This window comes from Paraburkholderia sp., from assembly GCF_036488505.1.
GTDB lineage: Bacteria > Pseudomonadota > Gammaproteobacteria > Burkholderiales > Burkholderiaceae > Paraburkholderia.
On sequence record NZ_DASXHN010000151.1, the window covers coordinates 1 to 13,603 of the forward strand.

At 64.7% G+C, this 13,603-nt stretch carries 13 protein-coding genes and 1 pseudogene; 9 read left to right on the forward strand and 5 right to left on the reverse strand.

Annotated elements, in window-relative coordinates; genetic code table 11:
• Nucleotides 1-51: 51 nt before the first annotated feature.
• A complete protein-coding gene (locus VGH68_RS08595; RefSeq protein WP_414696914.1) occupies nucleotides 52-372 on the reverse strand; it encodes a hypothetical protein in 321 nt (106 codons plus the stop codon).
• A 224-nt stretch (nucleotides 373-596) separates the two neighbouring features.
• On the opposite strand from VGH68_RS08595, the gene VGH68_RS08600 reads away from it, so the two are divergent.
• On the forward strand, nucleotides 597-833 hold the full coding sequence (locus VGH68_RS08600) for a hypothetical protein (RefSeq protein ID WP_331603156.1): 237 nt from the start codon (nucleotides 597-599) through the stop codon (nucleotides 831-833).
• A gap of 41 nt (nucleotides 834-874) precedes the next feature.
• Here VGH68_RS08600 and VGH68_RS08605 read toward each other — a convergent pair whose 3' ends face one another.
• Nucleotides 875-1,120, reverse strand: a complete 246-nt coding sequence (locus VGH68_RS08605) for a DUF6723 family protein (RefSeq protein WP_331603157.1) — start codon at nucleotides 1,118-1,120, stop codon at nucleotides 875-877.
• 221 nt (nucleotides 1,121-1,341) lie between these two features.
• Between VGH68_RS08605 and VGH68_RS08610 the strand changes: the two genes are divergently transcribed.
• The 3 genes from VGH68_RS08610 to VGH68_RS08620 all read left to right on the forward strand — a co-directional run bounded on the left by VGH68_RS08610 (nucleotide 1,342) and on the right by VGH68_RS08620 (nucleotide 4,900).
• Complete coding sequence (locus VGH68_RS08610) at nucleotides 1,342-1,653, forward strand: hypothetical protein (protein WP_331603158.1); 312 nt, start codon at nucleotides 1,342-1,344, stop codon at nucleotides 1,651-1,653.
• A gap of 191 nt (nucleotides 1,654-1,844) precedes the next feature.
• Nucleotides 1,845-3,107, forward strand: a complete 1,263-nt coding sequence (locus VGH68_RS08615) for an AAA family ATPase (protein WP_331603159.1) — start codon at nucleotides 1,845-1,847, stop codon at nucleotides 3,105-3,107.
• 23 nt (nucleotides 3,108-3,130) lie between these two features.
• Entirely contained in the window at nucleotides 3,131-4,900 is a 1,770-nt protein-coding gene (locus VGH68_RS08620; RefSeq protein ID WP_331603160.1) for a cobaltochelatase CobT-related protein, read from the forward strand.
• A 24-nt stretch (nucleotides 4,901-4,924) separates the two neighbouring features.
• Here the strand turns inward: VGH68_RS08620 and VGH68_RS08625 are convergent, their stop codons facing one another.
• Nucleotides 4,925-5,599, reverse strand: a complete 675-nt coding sequence (locus VGH68_RS08625; RefSeq protein WP_331603161.1) for a MarC family protein — start codon at nucleotides 5,597-5,599, stop codon at nucleotides 4,925-4,927.
• A gap of 319 nt (nucleotides 5,600-5,918) precedes the next feature.
• Here VGH68_RS08625 and VGH68_RS08630 point away from each other — a divergent pair, with 319 nt between their 5' ends.
• The 3 genes from VGH68_RS08630 (at nucleotide 5,919) to VGH68_RS08640 (ending at nucleotide 8,364) form a co-directional block, all read left to right on the forward strand.
• On the forward strand, nucleotides 5,919-6,134 hold the full coding sequence (locus VGH68_RS08630) for a DUF3311 domain-containing protein (protein WP_331603163.1): 216 nt from the start codon (nucleotides 5,919-5,921) through the stop codon (nucleotides 6,132-6,134).
• On the forward strand, nucleotides 6,131-7,606 hold the full coding sequence (locus VGH68_RS08635; RefSeq protein WP_331603164.1) for a sodium:solute symporter: 1,476 nt from the start codon (nucleotides 6,131-6,133) through the stop codon (nucleotides 7,604-7,606). The genes VGH68_RS08630 and VGH68_RS08635 overlap by 4 nt, the downstream gene beginning before the upstream one ends.
• A gap of 107 nt (nucleotides 7,607-7,713) precedes the next feature.
• Complete coding sequence (locus tag VGH68_RS08640) at nucleotides 7,714-8,364, forward strand: glutathione S-transferase family protein (RefSeq protein WP_331603165.1); 651 nt, start codon at nucleotides 7,714-7,716, stop codon at nucleotides 8,362-8,364.
• A gap of 132 nt (nucleotides 8,365-8,496) precedes the next feature.
• Here VGH68_RS08640 and VGH68_RS08645 read toward each other — a convergent pair whose 3' ends face one another.
• Nucleotides 8,497-9,441: a LysR family transcriptional regulator gene (locus tag VGH68_RS08645; protein WP_331603166.1), complete on the reverse strand. Its 945-nt coding sequence runs from the start codon at nucleotides 9,439-9,441 to the stop codon at nucleotides 8,497-8,499.
• Between the two features lie 152 nt (nucleotides 9,442-9,593).
• Here VGH68_RS08645 and VGH68_RS08650 point away from each other — a divergent pair, with 152 nt between their 5' ends.
• Nucleotides 9,594-10,658 (forward strand): Ldh family oxidoreductase, encoded by a 1,065-nt coding sequence (locus VGH68_RS08650; protein WP_331603167.1) that lies wholly within the window; start codon nucleotides 9,594-9,596, stop codon nucleotides 10,656-10,658.
• Between the two features lie 50 nt (nucleotides 10,659-10,708).
• Here VGH68_RS08650 and VGH68_RS08655 read toward each other — a convergent pair whose 3' ends face one another.
• Nucleotides 10,709-12,061 (reverse strand): MFS transporter, encoded by a 1,353-nt coding sequence (locus VGH68_RS08655; RefSeq protein ID WP_331603168.1) that lies wholly within the window; start codon nucleotides 12,059-12,061, stop codon nucleotides 10,709-10,711.
• A 760-nt stretch (nucleotides 12,062-12,821) separates the two neighbouring features.
• Here VGH68_RS08655 and VGH68_RS08660 point away from each other — a divergent pair.
• Nucleotides 12,822-13,603, forward strand: a pseudogene (locus tag VGH68_RS08660) (excinuclease ABC subunit A); the annotation flags it as partial.

A 13,603-nucleotide genomic window follows, 5' to 3' on the forward strand; every position in this document is an offset into this window, starting at 1 on the left:
CAGACGGTGGCGGGCGCGGCGCGTTGTCCCCGCGCCATGTCACCCTGCGCGCTAGTCAGCTTGATGCGATGCGCGCCCGCCGCCGCCCGCCGGCTCTGCCTCGGCGCCGGTGCCCAAGGGGACTTCGGCGGTTTGACGGGGCGCTTCGTTGGAGCGTGGCGGATTGGTCTGGCGGTCCACGCCGGTTTGTTCGACCGGCTCGATGCCAAGCGGGCTCGGCTCGACATAGTGCGTGCCGCTCGGCTTGTTGCGCGCGCGGACTTCATCGGACATGGCCGGTGGATCACGCGGTTGGCTGCCGTCACGCTGCTGTCCGGCGGGCGCGGCGCCCGGCTCTGGCGGCGGTGTATCGATCGATTCGCGATCCTGCATGAGGCCCTCCTCGTTCGTTCGTCCACGTTCTGTCATTCAGACAGGCACTTCACTCATCCAGCAACAAACGCGCCTCGCGCGCACCCGTCGCGAGTCGCGCCGCGCGCAGCGGGTGCGCTGCGCGAATGTGGCGCAAGCGGTGGCGCAAGCGCCGGGACGGGCACGGGCGTTGCGCGCTCGAGAAGAGCACGTCCGCACGATCTCTTTGTAAAAAGGAGCACGTCATGAGCATCACGACCATTCGCGTATCCGATACCGAGGTGCAGGTCGAACGCACGCTGTACACGTTCGCGCAAAAGAGCGACGCCGACGCGTTTCAGGGCTGCCTCGTCAACAGTTCCGTCGACACCTGCTATCGCGATCATCCGCCGCTGTCGGCACGCCCGAGCGAACCTGATCAAACCCCAGACGATCCCGCGCGCGGCAGCACGATCTCGCCGTCGCTTGGCGGCATGCCGTGATGGCGGGCGCCGTTGCGCAAGCCGCGCGCGTGCCGCCACGCTCAGGTCTCCGGCGCCGCGCGATCGGCCGCGACGATCTCGCGGCCATAGTCGATGGCCGCGCGACGTGCCTCGTCGGCGGTCGCATACGGTCCGATCTGGGGGGCGCCATCGAACGGAAACAGGATGCGCTTGTCCGCTTTCCTGACCACCTTGAGTCCGCCGATGTAGCGGCCGTCGCCTGTGCCGTGATAACTGGCGTAGATCTCGAAGTCGTCGTCAGCCACATCGGCCTTGTGTCTCGCCATGTGCGTTCCTCGTGCTGTGCTTTGGGTCGTTTGCGCCGATGCCGGCGGCACGCGCTTTTCGCCGCGTGCAGTGACTTCACTGAGCGGCTGACGAATGGGCGCGTGACGGCATCGAGCAATACACGTTCCTCAAGCGGCGCTGCCGGCCGTCGATGCGGCGCTCCGGTGCGGCGCGGGGCATGTGCGTTGCGCGTATGAACCAGCAATTCCAGGAGACCGCGATGTTTTCACCGCCCGCCACGCTGCGCGCTAGCCCCTCGAACGGCCTGTTCAACCGGCGGTCATCGCGCGCGCTATCGTTCGCGCTATCCGGCGCGATGCGCATGCATACGCAGATACCGCCGGATGCGGATCCTCACAAACCGCCCACCGCACCGCCGCCGAGCATCGACCCGGACCCGCAGCCCGACGATCCGCTCGATGATCCGCTCGACCAGCCGGGCGAAGCGCCCGAAGGCGACCCGCCGGTCAACCGGCCGCCACTCATGCATCGGCCTTCGTCTAGCCGGTCGCGGCGGTGCAATCGCCGATAACGATTGCCCGGCGTCGAACAACTGATCGCGCTTACGCATTCTGCTAACCGAAGGCCGGCACCCAGGCCGCGATATAAGGGCGATCGAAAGCCGCGCACGCTAAGATGAACGGCAATTTGGCCTCAGCCAGATCAATTTGGCCTCAGCGAGATCGAAGCGCATCGTGCGATTCGATCTTCGACCTTCTTGCCATGAGCGCGCCCGAGCAGATCGACCACGAAGACGGAAACAAGGACGAGAACCTCGGCCTCTATCGACGCGCGACGCAAACCGGCGCGCAGTGGTGGCGCGTCAGTGTCGGCGACCGGCCCGAGACCTATCGCCTCGAACATGGCGCCGACGACGAGAACGGCGCGGGCACGGTCGATATCGATCTCATCGTCGACGCGGAGAATCTGCGCGCGAAGTTGAAGAAGTGGCGCCGTGAAGGCTTTGCGATCGACGGCAGCGACGCGGGCCAAGACGATGAGCGCACGCGCGTCGCTTTCATGCCCGAACTTCAGCGGGCGTCGGCGAGCATGCTCGCGCAAAAGCAGCGCGAGCGCGCAAGCTCGAACGACACCGTGCGGGACGGATCGAGCAGCACCGTCCGCATCGGCACGGTCGACGTACCGTGCGGCATACCCCATCCGCTCGTGCCGCCCATTAACCACGCCTATCTGTTTTCACCGCGTTTTAACGACATCGTCGAGGACATCGTCGAGAACCGCCGCGTGATGCTGATCGGTCACACCGGGGCCGGCAAGACGAGTCTGATCGAACAGGTTGCCGCGCGTTCCGGGCATCCCGTATTGCGCTCGAATATGAACGGCCAGACCACGGCCGGCGATTTCGTCGGCTTCTGGACCGTCAAGGGTGGCGAAACGCTGTGGGTCGACGGCGTGCTGCCGAGCGCGATGCGCGAAGGTCTATGGCTGATCGTCGATGAAATCGACTTCGCCGAGCCGTCGATTCTCGCCGCGCTGACCGCCGTGCTCGAACCGCACGGCCGTCTGCTGCTGAAGGAGAAAGGCAACGAGATCGTCGCGCCGCATCCGGCTTTCCGGCTCTTCGCCACCGCGAACGCGGTCGGCGCGATGAGCCAGTTCCGCCATCTGTACCAGGGCGCGAATCTGATGAACGAAGCGTTTCTCGATCGCTGGCGCGTGTACCTGCTCGACTATCTGACGCCCGCGGAGGAAACCGACGTGCTGGTGCGCACGCTCGCGCCGCATATGACACGCGCGCTCGCGGCCACGCTCGCCGCGATTGCCGCCGACTGCCGCGCGGCCTTCGCGCGCGAGGATCTGGCGAGCGCGTTCTCGACCCGGCGCCTGCTCGACTGGGCCGAACTGATGCTGCGCACCGGCGACCCGGAACGCGCGGCGGGCCCGGCCATCTACGCGAAGGTGAGCCCGGAAGACGCCGCGCTGATTCGCGGCATCATCCGTCATCACATCGCGCCGGCAGGATAGCGGACGTATCGGCGCAGCCAGCGATGAACGCCCGCCACCCCGCCCACCTGCAACGCGACACGCAAGGCTTCGCTTTCGAATCGACGCTCGGCAAGGTCGCGCGTGTGCTGACCGGTCAATACGGCGTGACGGTCGTGTTCAGCCCCGACGGCCCGCGCGTCGAGCCGGGCCGTATCGTGATTCCCGACTATGCCGCGCACGCCGGCATCGAACGCGACGTGTTGATCGGCTATCTGGACCTGCTGGTTGCGCGCGCCAAGCATGCATCGCTCGCGCAACTCGCTACGCTGCCCGACGGCATCACCGCGAAGCTCGCGCAGGTGATCGACGATCGGCGGGTATGCGCGCAACTGCTCGACGAATATCCCGGCGCGCGCTGGTTCATCGGCAAGCTGCGCGCGCATGCGGCCGAGCGCGTGCGGCAACGCTGGCCGAAGCTGCACTGGCGCGACCGGCTCGCCTGGCTGGTCGAACGCGCGCTGTGGGATGAAGCGCCGACCCGCACCGAGGCGAGCCATTCGCTGCTGGCCGCGTTGCATGCGGCGCAGGATCTGCTGCACGACGCGCGCGCGAGCGGTTCGACGATGCGCAGCATTGCGGTTGCGCGGGAATTGGTCGCACGCGTGCGCGCGTTGTCGGCCGGCGATGCGAACAACATGATGTTCACCGCCGGCCCGGCTGAGGATATCGACACGGAAACGGCGGCCTCGTCCGCGTCGTTCGGCGACGACGATCATGATGGCGCGGTGCCGCCCGATCGGGACAACGCAGCCGCCGCGCCGCCGGAAAAGAGCGGCGGCGCCCAGTCGGACGACGCGGTCGGCATGGGCCGCACGCTGGCCGGCTCTGCATCGTTGTCCACGCGTGACGCGGGCAACGCCGGCGCGGCCACGGCGTCGGCGCCGCCGATGCTGCTGTCGATCCCGCTCGCCACCGAATTCGACGTGATCGCCGATGTGACCGGCCAGGGCGACAGCGCCGCATGGCGCGCGCTGCGCGCGCAAGCCCGCGCGGACACCGCGCCGCTGAAGGAAAAACTCGAACGTGCGCTGTGCGCCGACGAACGCATCCGCTGGCGTCGCGAACAGGAGCGCGGCGAGATCGACCGCGCCGCGCTCGCGAAGCTTGCGACGTCGCCCGGCTATCGCACGCCGTTTCGCACGCAGCGCGCCGCCAAGGGCCGCGACGTCGCGGTCAGCCTGCTGATCGACCGCAGCGGTTCGATGGCCGGCCGCAAGATCGAACTCGCGCGGCTGTGCGCGAGCGCCCTCTGCGACGCGCTCACGCAGTTGTCGTTCGATTGCGAAGTGCTGGGCTACTGCTCGCTCGAATCGGCGCCGATGAAGCAGCTCTACGAACGACAGCTGGCGGCGGGCGCCGATCTGCGCCGCTACAACCGCTGCGTCGAACGGCTCGATCTGAAAATCTACAAGCGCTTTGGCGCGACGGATCTGAGCGGCATCGCCGAGATCGACTGCGGTCATGAAAACCCGGATGGCGAAGCGCTTGCGTGGGCCGCGACACGGCTTGCCGATCATCCGGCCGCGCGCCGCATCCTGATGGTGTTCTCGGACGGCTACCCATCGACCGGCGACGGCGACCCGCGAGTGTTGCGCAGCGATCTGCGCGAACGCGTCGCGGCAATCGGCAAGCGTGGCATCGAACTGGTCGGCGTCGGCGTGCTGACCGACGCGGTGGAGGACTTCTATCCGCGCAACGTGGTGATCAGCCGCCTCGCCGAGCTGCCCGCGACGGCGTTCTCGGTACTCAGCGCAATGCTGCTCACGCGCTAGGTGCGCGCCAGTCACGCAGATCGACTAGCGGGCCACCGGCGGCATCGTCGCGATCGGGATCAGGAATTCGGATACGCCGGTCAATATGATCTGCACGCCGATGCACAGCAGCAGAAACGCCGACACCCGCAGCGCGACCTTGGTGCCCTCGACGCCGAGGTAGCGCGCGAACACCGTTGCGCGGCTATAGACCAGGTACACGGTAACGGCCACCGCGAGCGTGATCGCGACCGACGCGATGCTCGACATCACGAACGCCGACAGCTTGTGCGTGCGATTCGCGGACAGCGCAATCGCGGTCGCAATCGAACCCGGCCCGGTGGTCAGCGGCACGGTAAGCGGAAAAAAAGCGCGCGACATCGCGTTGTCTGCATCGACGCGCTTCACCTCGGTCTGCTCGGCCGGCGTCTCCGGCGCGTTGAGCATCTGCCAGCCGCCCACCGCGAGCGCGAGCCCGCCGCCGATGCGCAGCGCCTCCATCGAAATGCCGAAGAAATGCAGGATCGGCGTGCCGATGAAAAACGCGACCAGCAGCACGCAGGCGGCGTTGGTGCCGATCTTGCGGGCGAGCACGGTGCGCTCTTCCCGGGTCAGCGACGCGGTGCGGTCGAGGAAAACAAAAGCGCCGCCGATCGGATTGATGATGCTGATCAGGCCAGTGAAGCCGAACAGAATGTCCGAGATCAGACTTTCGACCATGTGTGTGTCCGTATGTGTTCCATGCTGGTCAGCCCGGACGCGTGAAGCGGCCCGGAAAATGCTCCAGAAGCTGCACGATCATATCGCGCCGGGCCAGCGAAACCGCGAAAACGACGTTCGAGCATCACGCCCGCACGGGCGCGCCGCATTGAATTCTCGCCTTGCAGCGCAGCAATCCTGGCCTGACCGATGCATTGGCAACCTTCGGAAGCCTCACTTTTATTTTGATCCCCTTTACGGAACGGAAGTATCCGGCATACAGTCGTCAGCGAAGCTGGACTTTCCATAACACTTATTACAAGTTCGAGGAGCTGACCTCATGTTGCTTCGTGTCCTTGCCGCACTGCCATTCATCGGCATGCTCGTCGGCATTGCGTTTGTCAATCGTGTCGAGCCGCTGGTGCTCGGCATGCCGTTCGTGCTGGCCTGGATCGTCATGTGGGTGATCCTCAGTTCGATCATCATGGCGATCATCTACAACCTGGACCCGACCAACCGTCATGTCGCCGCCGACGGCGAGGAGGTTCGCCCATGAGCGCACTCGTTATCATCGCGGCCGTCACGCTGGGCGCGCTGCTGCTCGGCGTGCGCGCGCGCCGTGGCCATGACATGAGCCTCGAACAGTGGAGCGTCGGCGGCCGCAGCTTCGGCACCGCGTTCGTGTTCCTGCTGATGGCTGGCGAAATCTATACGACCTTCACGTTCCTCGGCGGCAGCGGCTTCGCGTACGGCAAGGGCGCGCCGGTCTACTACATCCTCGCGTACGGCACGCTCGCCTACATCCTGTCGTACTGGATGCTGCCGCCGATCTGGCGTTATGCGAAGACGCACCGTCTGGTGTCGCAGCCGCATTTCTTCGCGCGCAAATACGACAGCCCCGCGCTCGGCACGCTGGTCGCACTGGTCGGCGTGGCCGCGCTGATTCCGTATCTCGTGCTGCAACTGAAGGGCCTCGGCATCATCGTCGCGACCGCTTCGTACGGCGCGATTTCGTCGACCGCGGCCATCTGGATCGGCGCGGTCGTCGTCACCGCGTACGTGATCGTCTCGGGCGTGCGCGGCTCCGCGTGGAACTCGGTGGTCAAGGACATGCTGATTCTCGCGATCGTGCTGTTCCTCGGCATCTATCTGCCGCTGCACTATTACGGCGGTGTGGGCGAAATGTTCCGCGCGATCGACGCGGCCAAGCCCGGCTTCCTGACCTTCCCCGCGCACGGTTCGAGCGTGGTCTGGTTCCAGTCGACGGTGCTGCTGACCGCGCTCGGCTTCTTCATGTGGCCGCACACGTTCGGCTCGATCTTCACCGCGAAGGACGAGCGGATCTTCCGCCGTAACGCCGCGGTGCTGCCGCTCTATCAGCTGATTCTGCTGTTCGTGTTCTTCGTCGGCTTCGCGGCGACGCTGCGCGTGCCGGGCCTCAAAGGCGGCGACATCGACCTGTCGCTGTTCCGCCTGTCGCTGCAGACGTTCGATCCGTGGTTCGTCGGCGTGATCGGCGCGGCCGGCATCCTGACCGCGCTGGTGCCGGGCTCGATGATCCTGACGTCCGCGTCGACGCTGCTCGCCAACGACGTCTATCGCGGCATGCTGAACCGCAGCGCCACCGATGCGACCGTCGCGACGATCGCGCGGATGCTGGTGCCGGTGGTCGCGCTCGTCGCGGTCGGCTTCACGCTGCAAGGCGGCGAGACGATCGTCGCGCTGCTGCTGATGGGCTACAACTTCGTGACCCAGCTATTCCCGGCGGTGATCTGCAGCCTGATGCCGCGCAGCCGCGCGACCAAACAGGGCGCGTTCTGCGGCATCCTGGCCGGCGTCGCGGTGGTCACGCTGACCACCACGCTGCACTGGAGCGTCGGTCAACTGATGCCGTTCCTGCCGGACACGCTGAAGGACGTCAACATCGGCTTCCTCGCGCTGGCGGTGAACGTGGTCGTGTTCGTGATCGTCAGCGCGCTCACGCAGTCGCACGCGGCCGGCCAGAAGTCGCAAGCATCGGTGCAATGAGCCGCGCGGCGGCAAGCGTGCCGATCTGAGCGTCCGGTTAGTGCCGCTCTTTAGCAGGGCTGTCCGCTTCCGGCGGCAGCCCTTCTTTCATTCCGCTTTCGCACGCTATGTCCTACGTTCTCTACTACTCGCCGGGCGCGGCCAGCATGCCGGTGCACTGGATGCTGATCGAAATGGGCGTGCCATTCGAAGCGCGGCTGGTCGATATCGACGCGGGCCAGCAGCGCGACCCCGACTACTTGCGCCTGAATCCGGCCGGGCAAGTGCCGACGCTGGTCGTGGACGGCGTGCCGCGCCACGAATCGGCCGCGCTGCTGATGCTGCTCGCCGAACGCCATCCCGACGCCGGCCTCGCGCCCGCGCCTGGCTCCGCGCAGCGCGCGCCGTGGTTCGAATGGATGGTCTATCTGGCGAATACGGTGCTGCCTGCGATGCGCGACTGGTTCTACGCGGATAGCGACGGCGACCCGGCCGGCGCCGGCGCGGTGCGCGCGCTGGCGCAACGTCGTATCGAGGACGCTTGCGCCCGGCTCGACGCGCATTGCGGCGCCGGTCATGCGTACCTCGTGGGCGAGCGGCTCAGCACCGCCGATCTGCTCGCGCTCGTGCTGATGCGCTGGACCCGCAACATGCCACGCCCGGCGACCGCCGGCTGGCCGCATCTGGCGAGCTACATCCACAGGCTGTGTGCGCTGCCGTCGTTTATCGAAGTGAATCAGCGTGAAAAGCTGACTGAGTGGCGCAACGGGGACAGTTGACGCGTACGCGTGGCAGCCAGATGCTGAGACCGTGCTAGCCGAACCTTAGCAGCGAGCACATAAAAGAATGCCGACGCTGCCCTTGCTTACGGAACCGCGAAACGTACTCTCGCGACCGTCACGGCGACCAACCTAGTATTGCGCGGCGATCTCGAGGAGGATCGCAACGAATTCGTTCATCGCTTGCGAAGCAGTTTCGTCTTTTCGTGTAATGACGCTGTAGTTCGACATTGTCCGCCGTATCGGCACGTCCAGATAGCCTAGAAGGCCATGCCTGACGTACTTGTCCATCGCTGCATTGGGTTGAAGCGAGATCATGTCGGTGGCCTGCAGCAATTCTAGCGTCGAAAAAATCGACGGCGTTTCCACGATGCCCACCGGCGCGACCATGCCAGCCGCCGCGAACGTCTCTTCGAACAGTTGCCGCATGGCGGTGCCTTGCGGATACAAGATCCACGGCCACTCGCCCAGGTCGGCGATCTCTATGCGCCGCTGCTTCAGCAACGGATGATGCTTCCCGACGACCGCACGCGCCGGCTCCGCCAATAAATCGACCACATCGAAAAGAGCCTCGTGTCGTGGCTCGGTCGGGCGCCCAATCATCATATCGAGCCGCCTTTCCTCAAGCCACGTCGCGAGCTGATCACTGCTTTGCTCGACCAGTTTGATGATGAGTCTCGGGCGCCGGCGCTGGATCTCCTTGATAGCCGCGGTGACGAGTTGCGCGGCGGAAGCCGGAATGAAGCCGACCGTGAGATGGCCATAGCCGCCATTTTTCAAGGTCGCGAACTCGCTCGAAAACTTGCCCAGATTGGACAGTGTCGTGCTGGCGTAACGCAGCGACAGCGTACCGAGATCGGTCGGCCGCATTTCGCGCGGCAGCCGTTCGAACAGCGGCGCACCGAACATCGCCTCCAGGTCGCTGAGGATCTTCGTGGCAGCCGGTTGCGTGACGTGCATCTGCTCAGCGGCGATACGGAGGTTGCGGGTACGACCGAGCAGTTCGAGCAACTGGAGATGCCTGAAACGCAGCTTTGTCAGCACTTGCGTCATGGAAAGGCTGGAATCTTGCGACATAGGGTAAACACGATCGGATTTATAACCAGATGGAATCGATTTTACGCAATCCGCAATTGGACGGTTATCGCAAGCGCGAACGACAATTCAAAGCGCGTCGGGCCTTGCCGGCCCGACAGTCTTCGAACAATCATCCTCACTGACGCCCACCCATGAATACACAAGTCCGATACTCAGCCGACGAACTGCAAGCCTTCGCCCAGCGTCTACTGGTCCGGGTTGGAATGGAGGACGTCAAAGCGCTGGCAGTCGCTCGTACGCTCGTCGACGGCGACTTGATGGGACACGACACGCACGGCCTCGCGTTGCTGCCCGCCTATATCGGTGAGATCGAAAGCGGCGCGATGACCTGCTCCGGCGAGCCGGAGGTCGTGTCAGACCGGGGCGGCAGCGTGTTGTGGGATGGTCGGCGTCTGCCTGGCCCGTGGCTGGTTCTCAGCGGGATCGAAACACTGGCGCCGCGGGCGAAGGAGTACGGCACGGCGACGCTGGTGATCCGGCGCAGCCACCACATCGCTTGCCTTGCGAGTTATCTCGAAAGAGCCACTGCCGACGGATTCATGATCTTGCTCAGCAGTTCCGATCCGGCGGTGCAAAGCGTGGCCCCTCACGGCGGAACGCGGTCCGTATTTACACCGAATCCGATCGCGGCGGGGATTCCGACCTCGGGCACACCGTTTTTGATCGATATCTCTTCATCGATCGTGACGAACGCGATGACCGCGCGCCGACACAAAGCGGGACAACTCTTCGACGAAGCATGCTTCCTCGATGCGGATGGGCAGCCCAGCCGCGACCCCGGCGTGCTCGGTGCGGAACCCCCGGGATCCATCCTGCCGATTGGCGGCATAACGGGGGGACATAAAGGCTTCGGGCTGGCGTTGTTGATCGAGGCGTTGACGGGCGGGCTGGCAGGCCACGGCCGAGCCGATCCTGCCGATGGATGGGGCGCTACCGTATTTCTTTCGCTATACGATCCGGCGGCTTTCGGCGGTCTCGCGGCGTTCGTGCGGCAGATGGACTGGCTCGGCGATGCATGCCGCGATAATCCGCCGCGTCCTGGAACCGCGAGCGTGCGCATGCCGGGCGATCGCGGATTGAGCCTGGAGCGCGAGCAACTGCGCGATGGGGTCGCTCTGCACCCGACGATCGCGCCGGCACTCGAAGCCTGCGCGCGGCGCTATGGCATCCCGCTGCCTTCCGCACTACCCGGCTGACAGCAGAAGCGAGAGTCGAGACTCTCGCCCGCGGTAGCATCGTTTTGCTGTTACGCGTCGCGGGTCAGCGCGGCCGGCGGAATCGGGCCGCGCACGAGCAACCAGTAGCCGATCACCGCGACAGCGGCAACGGCCGCTCCGACGAACAGCGCGGGCTCGAACGAGTGGGTCTGCTGCACGATGAAGCCCGTGACCACCGGTGCCAGCGCGCCGCCGAAGTAGCCGCCGAAATTCTGCATGGCGCCGATGGAAGCGGTGCAATTGGCGGGCGCCGCAACGGACGCGGTCGCCCAGGCCGCACTGCTCGAAACATACAGCAGCAACATCGAGATCGAAATGAAGACGACCGCCAGCGTCACATTGTGCGTGAGGCCGGTCAGCACCGTGAACACGGCGACACCGGAAAGCGACGCCGCCATCGGATACTTCCGGCTGTTGATCGCCGATACGCCTCGCCGTGCGAGCACGTCGCAAATCTTTCCGCCAGAGAGACTGCCCACCACGCCGAAGAGATAGGGAACCGCGGCCACCCATCCCGACTTTGCGATAGTCAGGTGAAGTTCCATTTGCAGATAAGTCGGCAACCACGCGTTGTAAAGCCACAGCACGTAGATCGTGCCGAAGAATCCCAGCAGCATGCCCCACGTGGTGCTGAATTCGAACAGACGGCGCCACTCGCGCCACGTCGGACGGGTCTGGGCCTCGCCATCGACGTCGGACAGATACGCGCGCTCCCGCTGCGTCAAGTCGACCTGATGCGGGTCGCGATGCACGAGAAAAAAGCCGAGTGCCACGAGGAGGCCGGCGATTCCCATGATGCCGAACATCCATCGCCATCCCACGGTCAACATCAAGACCGTCAGCAAAGGCGCCGATATTGCAGTGCCAAGCGTCGACGAACTGTTCCAGATGCCGGTCGCGGCGCCCCGCTCTTTTTTGCCGAACCAGTCGCGAACGACTTTGGCGGCCGTCGGAAACTGCGGCGCCTCTCCTATTCCCAGCACCATGCGAGCGGCGAAGAACTGGCCGAAGTTGCTCACCACACCGCCGAACACTTGCGCCACCGACCATGTCGCCAGGCTGACCGACAGCATGACGCGCGCGCCGAAGCGATCGACCAACGCGCCCGCGGGCAGTTGCGCGAATGCGTAAGCCCATAGAAACGCCGACAGCAACAGGCCCATCTCCGCGACCGAGAGTCCGAGATCGTGCCGGATCAGCGGATTCGCGATAGACAGTGTTGCACGGTCGACGTAATTGATGATCCCGCTCAGGAGGAGCAGAGCAAGCGCGGTCCGCTGAATTCGCCGCACCCGTGGGGAAGCCTGGTCGTTGGAAGCGATGTTGTGAGCGTTACTGCTGCCCGACTCCGGCACACGCGGCGCCGTAGAAGATTGCTCCATGGGTAAGTCTCCTGGATATTTTGTTCTGTCGGCGAGGCCGGTTTCCGATGCTAACGTACACATTTCAGCATTGGACTGACTGACGATATGCCCGCATCCGTGGGAAATCCAATCAAATATTCGTCGCAAAGCAATTCCATTTGTTTATGGCGAAGTGGGGGCAAACCCGAGCGTCACCATCGATGGACGGATGAGATCAAAACCAGGATCCAGGCACACACTGCGAATGTCAGGAAAACGACCCGTAGCCGCGTGATTAATGACGATGGGCGAATGACCTTTCATGGAGAAACGCTTCGCAAGGTCATGCGGCACGTTCTGGAATAGATCAGCCGCTCGAACGGAACATTTGCGGGACGGGCGAACGGCAAAATTGGCCGCGTACTCCTTATGCAAGAGCATATGCAACATCAACCGGGCTAGTCCGCACTCGGCAGCACGTGACCCGCTCCGGACCTCGAACCCGGCCTGACCTCTACGGCTGCTTTAATGTGCTTAACGGTCGCCCCAGTACACGGCGTTTTCCATGGCGAACTCTCCGAGGGGCGAAGACTGCCATCTTCCGCGCCGCCAGCGGCGCCTCCGGCAGCCACCGCACTCTGCGCGCGGATAAGCGCTTCAGTGATAGGCGGTCATTTCCGGATCGACGGCGCTGCGTGCGCGCCTTCAGTGGCATCATCGCCGGATAACTGTCGGGCATGCTCTGTGCAAGTTCACTAGCGTGCGCCCGCAGAGCCATGCTTATCCGCCAATCATCGAAATGGACGCCATCCACAACAAAGCTCGCTCGACGCCGCCGCCGTCCGACGAACCTGCCTTCACCGGCTTCGTGCGGGTGCGCGGCGCCCGTGAACACAATCTGAAAAACATCGACGTGCAGATTCCGCGTGATGCGCTGGTCGTCTTCACCGGCGTGTCCGGATCGGGCAAATCGTCGCTGGCATTCGGCACGTTGTACGCCGAAGCTCAGCGGCGCTATTTCGAATCGGTCGCGCCGTATGCCCGCCGCCTGATCGAGCAGGTCGGCGTGCCCGAAGTGGACGCCATCGAAGGCCTGCCGCCCGCAGTCGCTTTGCAGCAGCAGCGCGGCACGCCGAGTGCGCGCTCGTCGGTTGGCAGCGTGACCACGCTGTCGAGTCTCGTGCGCATGCTCTATTCGCGCACGGGCGACTACCCGCCGAAGCAGCCCATGCTGTTTGCCGAGGATTTCTCGCCGAACACGGTGCAAGGAGCCTGCCCGACCTGCCATGGACTTGGCCGCGTGTACGAGGTGACGGAAAAATCGATGGTGCCCGACGACTCGCTGACCATTCGCGAGCGCGCAATCGCTGCATGGCCGCCCGCGTGGCACGGACAAAACCTGCGCGACATTCTGGTGACCCTTGGCTACGACGTCGATACACCGTGGCGCGATTTGCCGAAGAAAGACCGCGACTGGATTCTCTTCACCGACGAACAGCCGACCGCGCCGGTCTACGCCGGACTCACGCCGAAAGAAACCCGCGCCGCGCTGAAGCGCAAGGACGAACCAAGCTATCAAGG

Coding starts and splice junctions, on each gene's coding strand:
- VGH68_RS08645 (WP_331603166.1), bottom strand. CDS start 9,441: ATGTCGCAAGATTCCAGCCTTTCCATGACGCAAGTGCTGACAAAGCTG.
- VGH68_RS08605 (WP_331603157.1), bottom strand. CDS start 1,120: ATGGCGAGACACAAGGCCGATGTGGCTGACGACGACTTCGAGATCTAC.
- VGH68_RS08595 (WP_414696914.1), bottom strand. CDS start 372: ATGCAGGATCGCGAATCGATCGATACACCGCCGCCAGAGCCGGGCGCC.
- VGH68_RS08640 (WP_331603165.1), top strand. CDS start 7,714: ATGTCCTACGTTCTCTACTACTCGCCGGGCGCGGCCAGCATGCCGGTG.
- VGH68_RS08630 (WP_331603163.1), top strand. CDS start 5,919: ATGTTGCTTCGTGTCCTTGCCGCACTGCCATTCATCGGCATGCTCGTC.
- VGH68_RS08650 (WP_331603167.1), top strand. CDS start 9,594: ATGAATACACAAGTCCGATACTCAGCCGACGAACTGCAAGCCTTCGCC.
- VGH68_RS08610 (WP_331603158.1), top strand. CDS start 1,342: ATGTTTTCACCGCCCGCCACGCTGCGCGCTAGCCCCTCGAACGGCCTG.
- VGH68_RS08620 (WP_331603160.1), top strand. CDS start 3,131: ATGAACGCCCGCCACCCCGCCCACCTGCAACGCGACACGCAAGGCTTC.
- VGH68_RS08635 (WP_331603164.1), top strand. CDS start 6,131: ATGAGCGCACTCGTTATCATCGCGGCCGTCACGCTGGGCGCGCTGCTG.
- VGH68_RS08615 (WP_331603159.1), top strand. CDS start 1,845: ATGAGCGCGCCCGAGCAGATCGACCACGAAGACGGAAACAAGGACGAG.
- VGH68_RS08600 (WP_331603156.1), top strand. CDS start 597: ATGAGCATCACGACCATTCGCGTATCCGATACCGAGGTGCAGGTCGAA.
- VGH68_RS08655 (WP_331603168.1), bottom strand. CDS start 12,061: ATGGAGCAATCTTCTACGGCGCCGCGTGTGCCGGAGTCGGGCAGCAGT.
- VGH68_RS08625 (WP_331603161.1), bottom strand. CDS start 5,599: ATGGTCGAAAGTCTGATCTCGGACATTCTGTTCGGCTTCACTGGCCTG.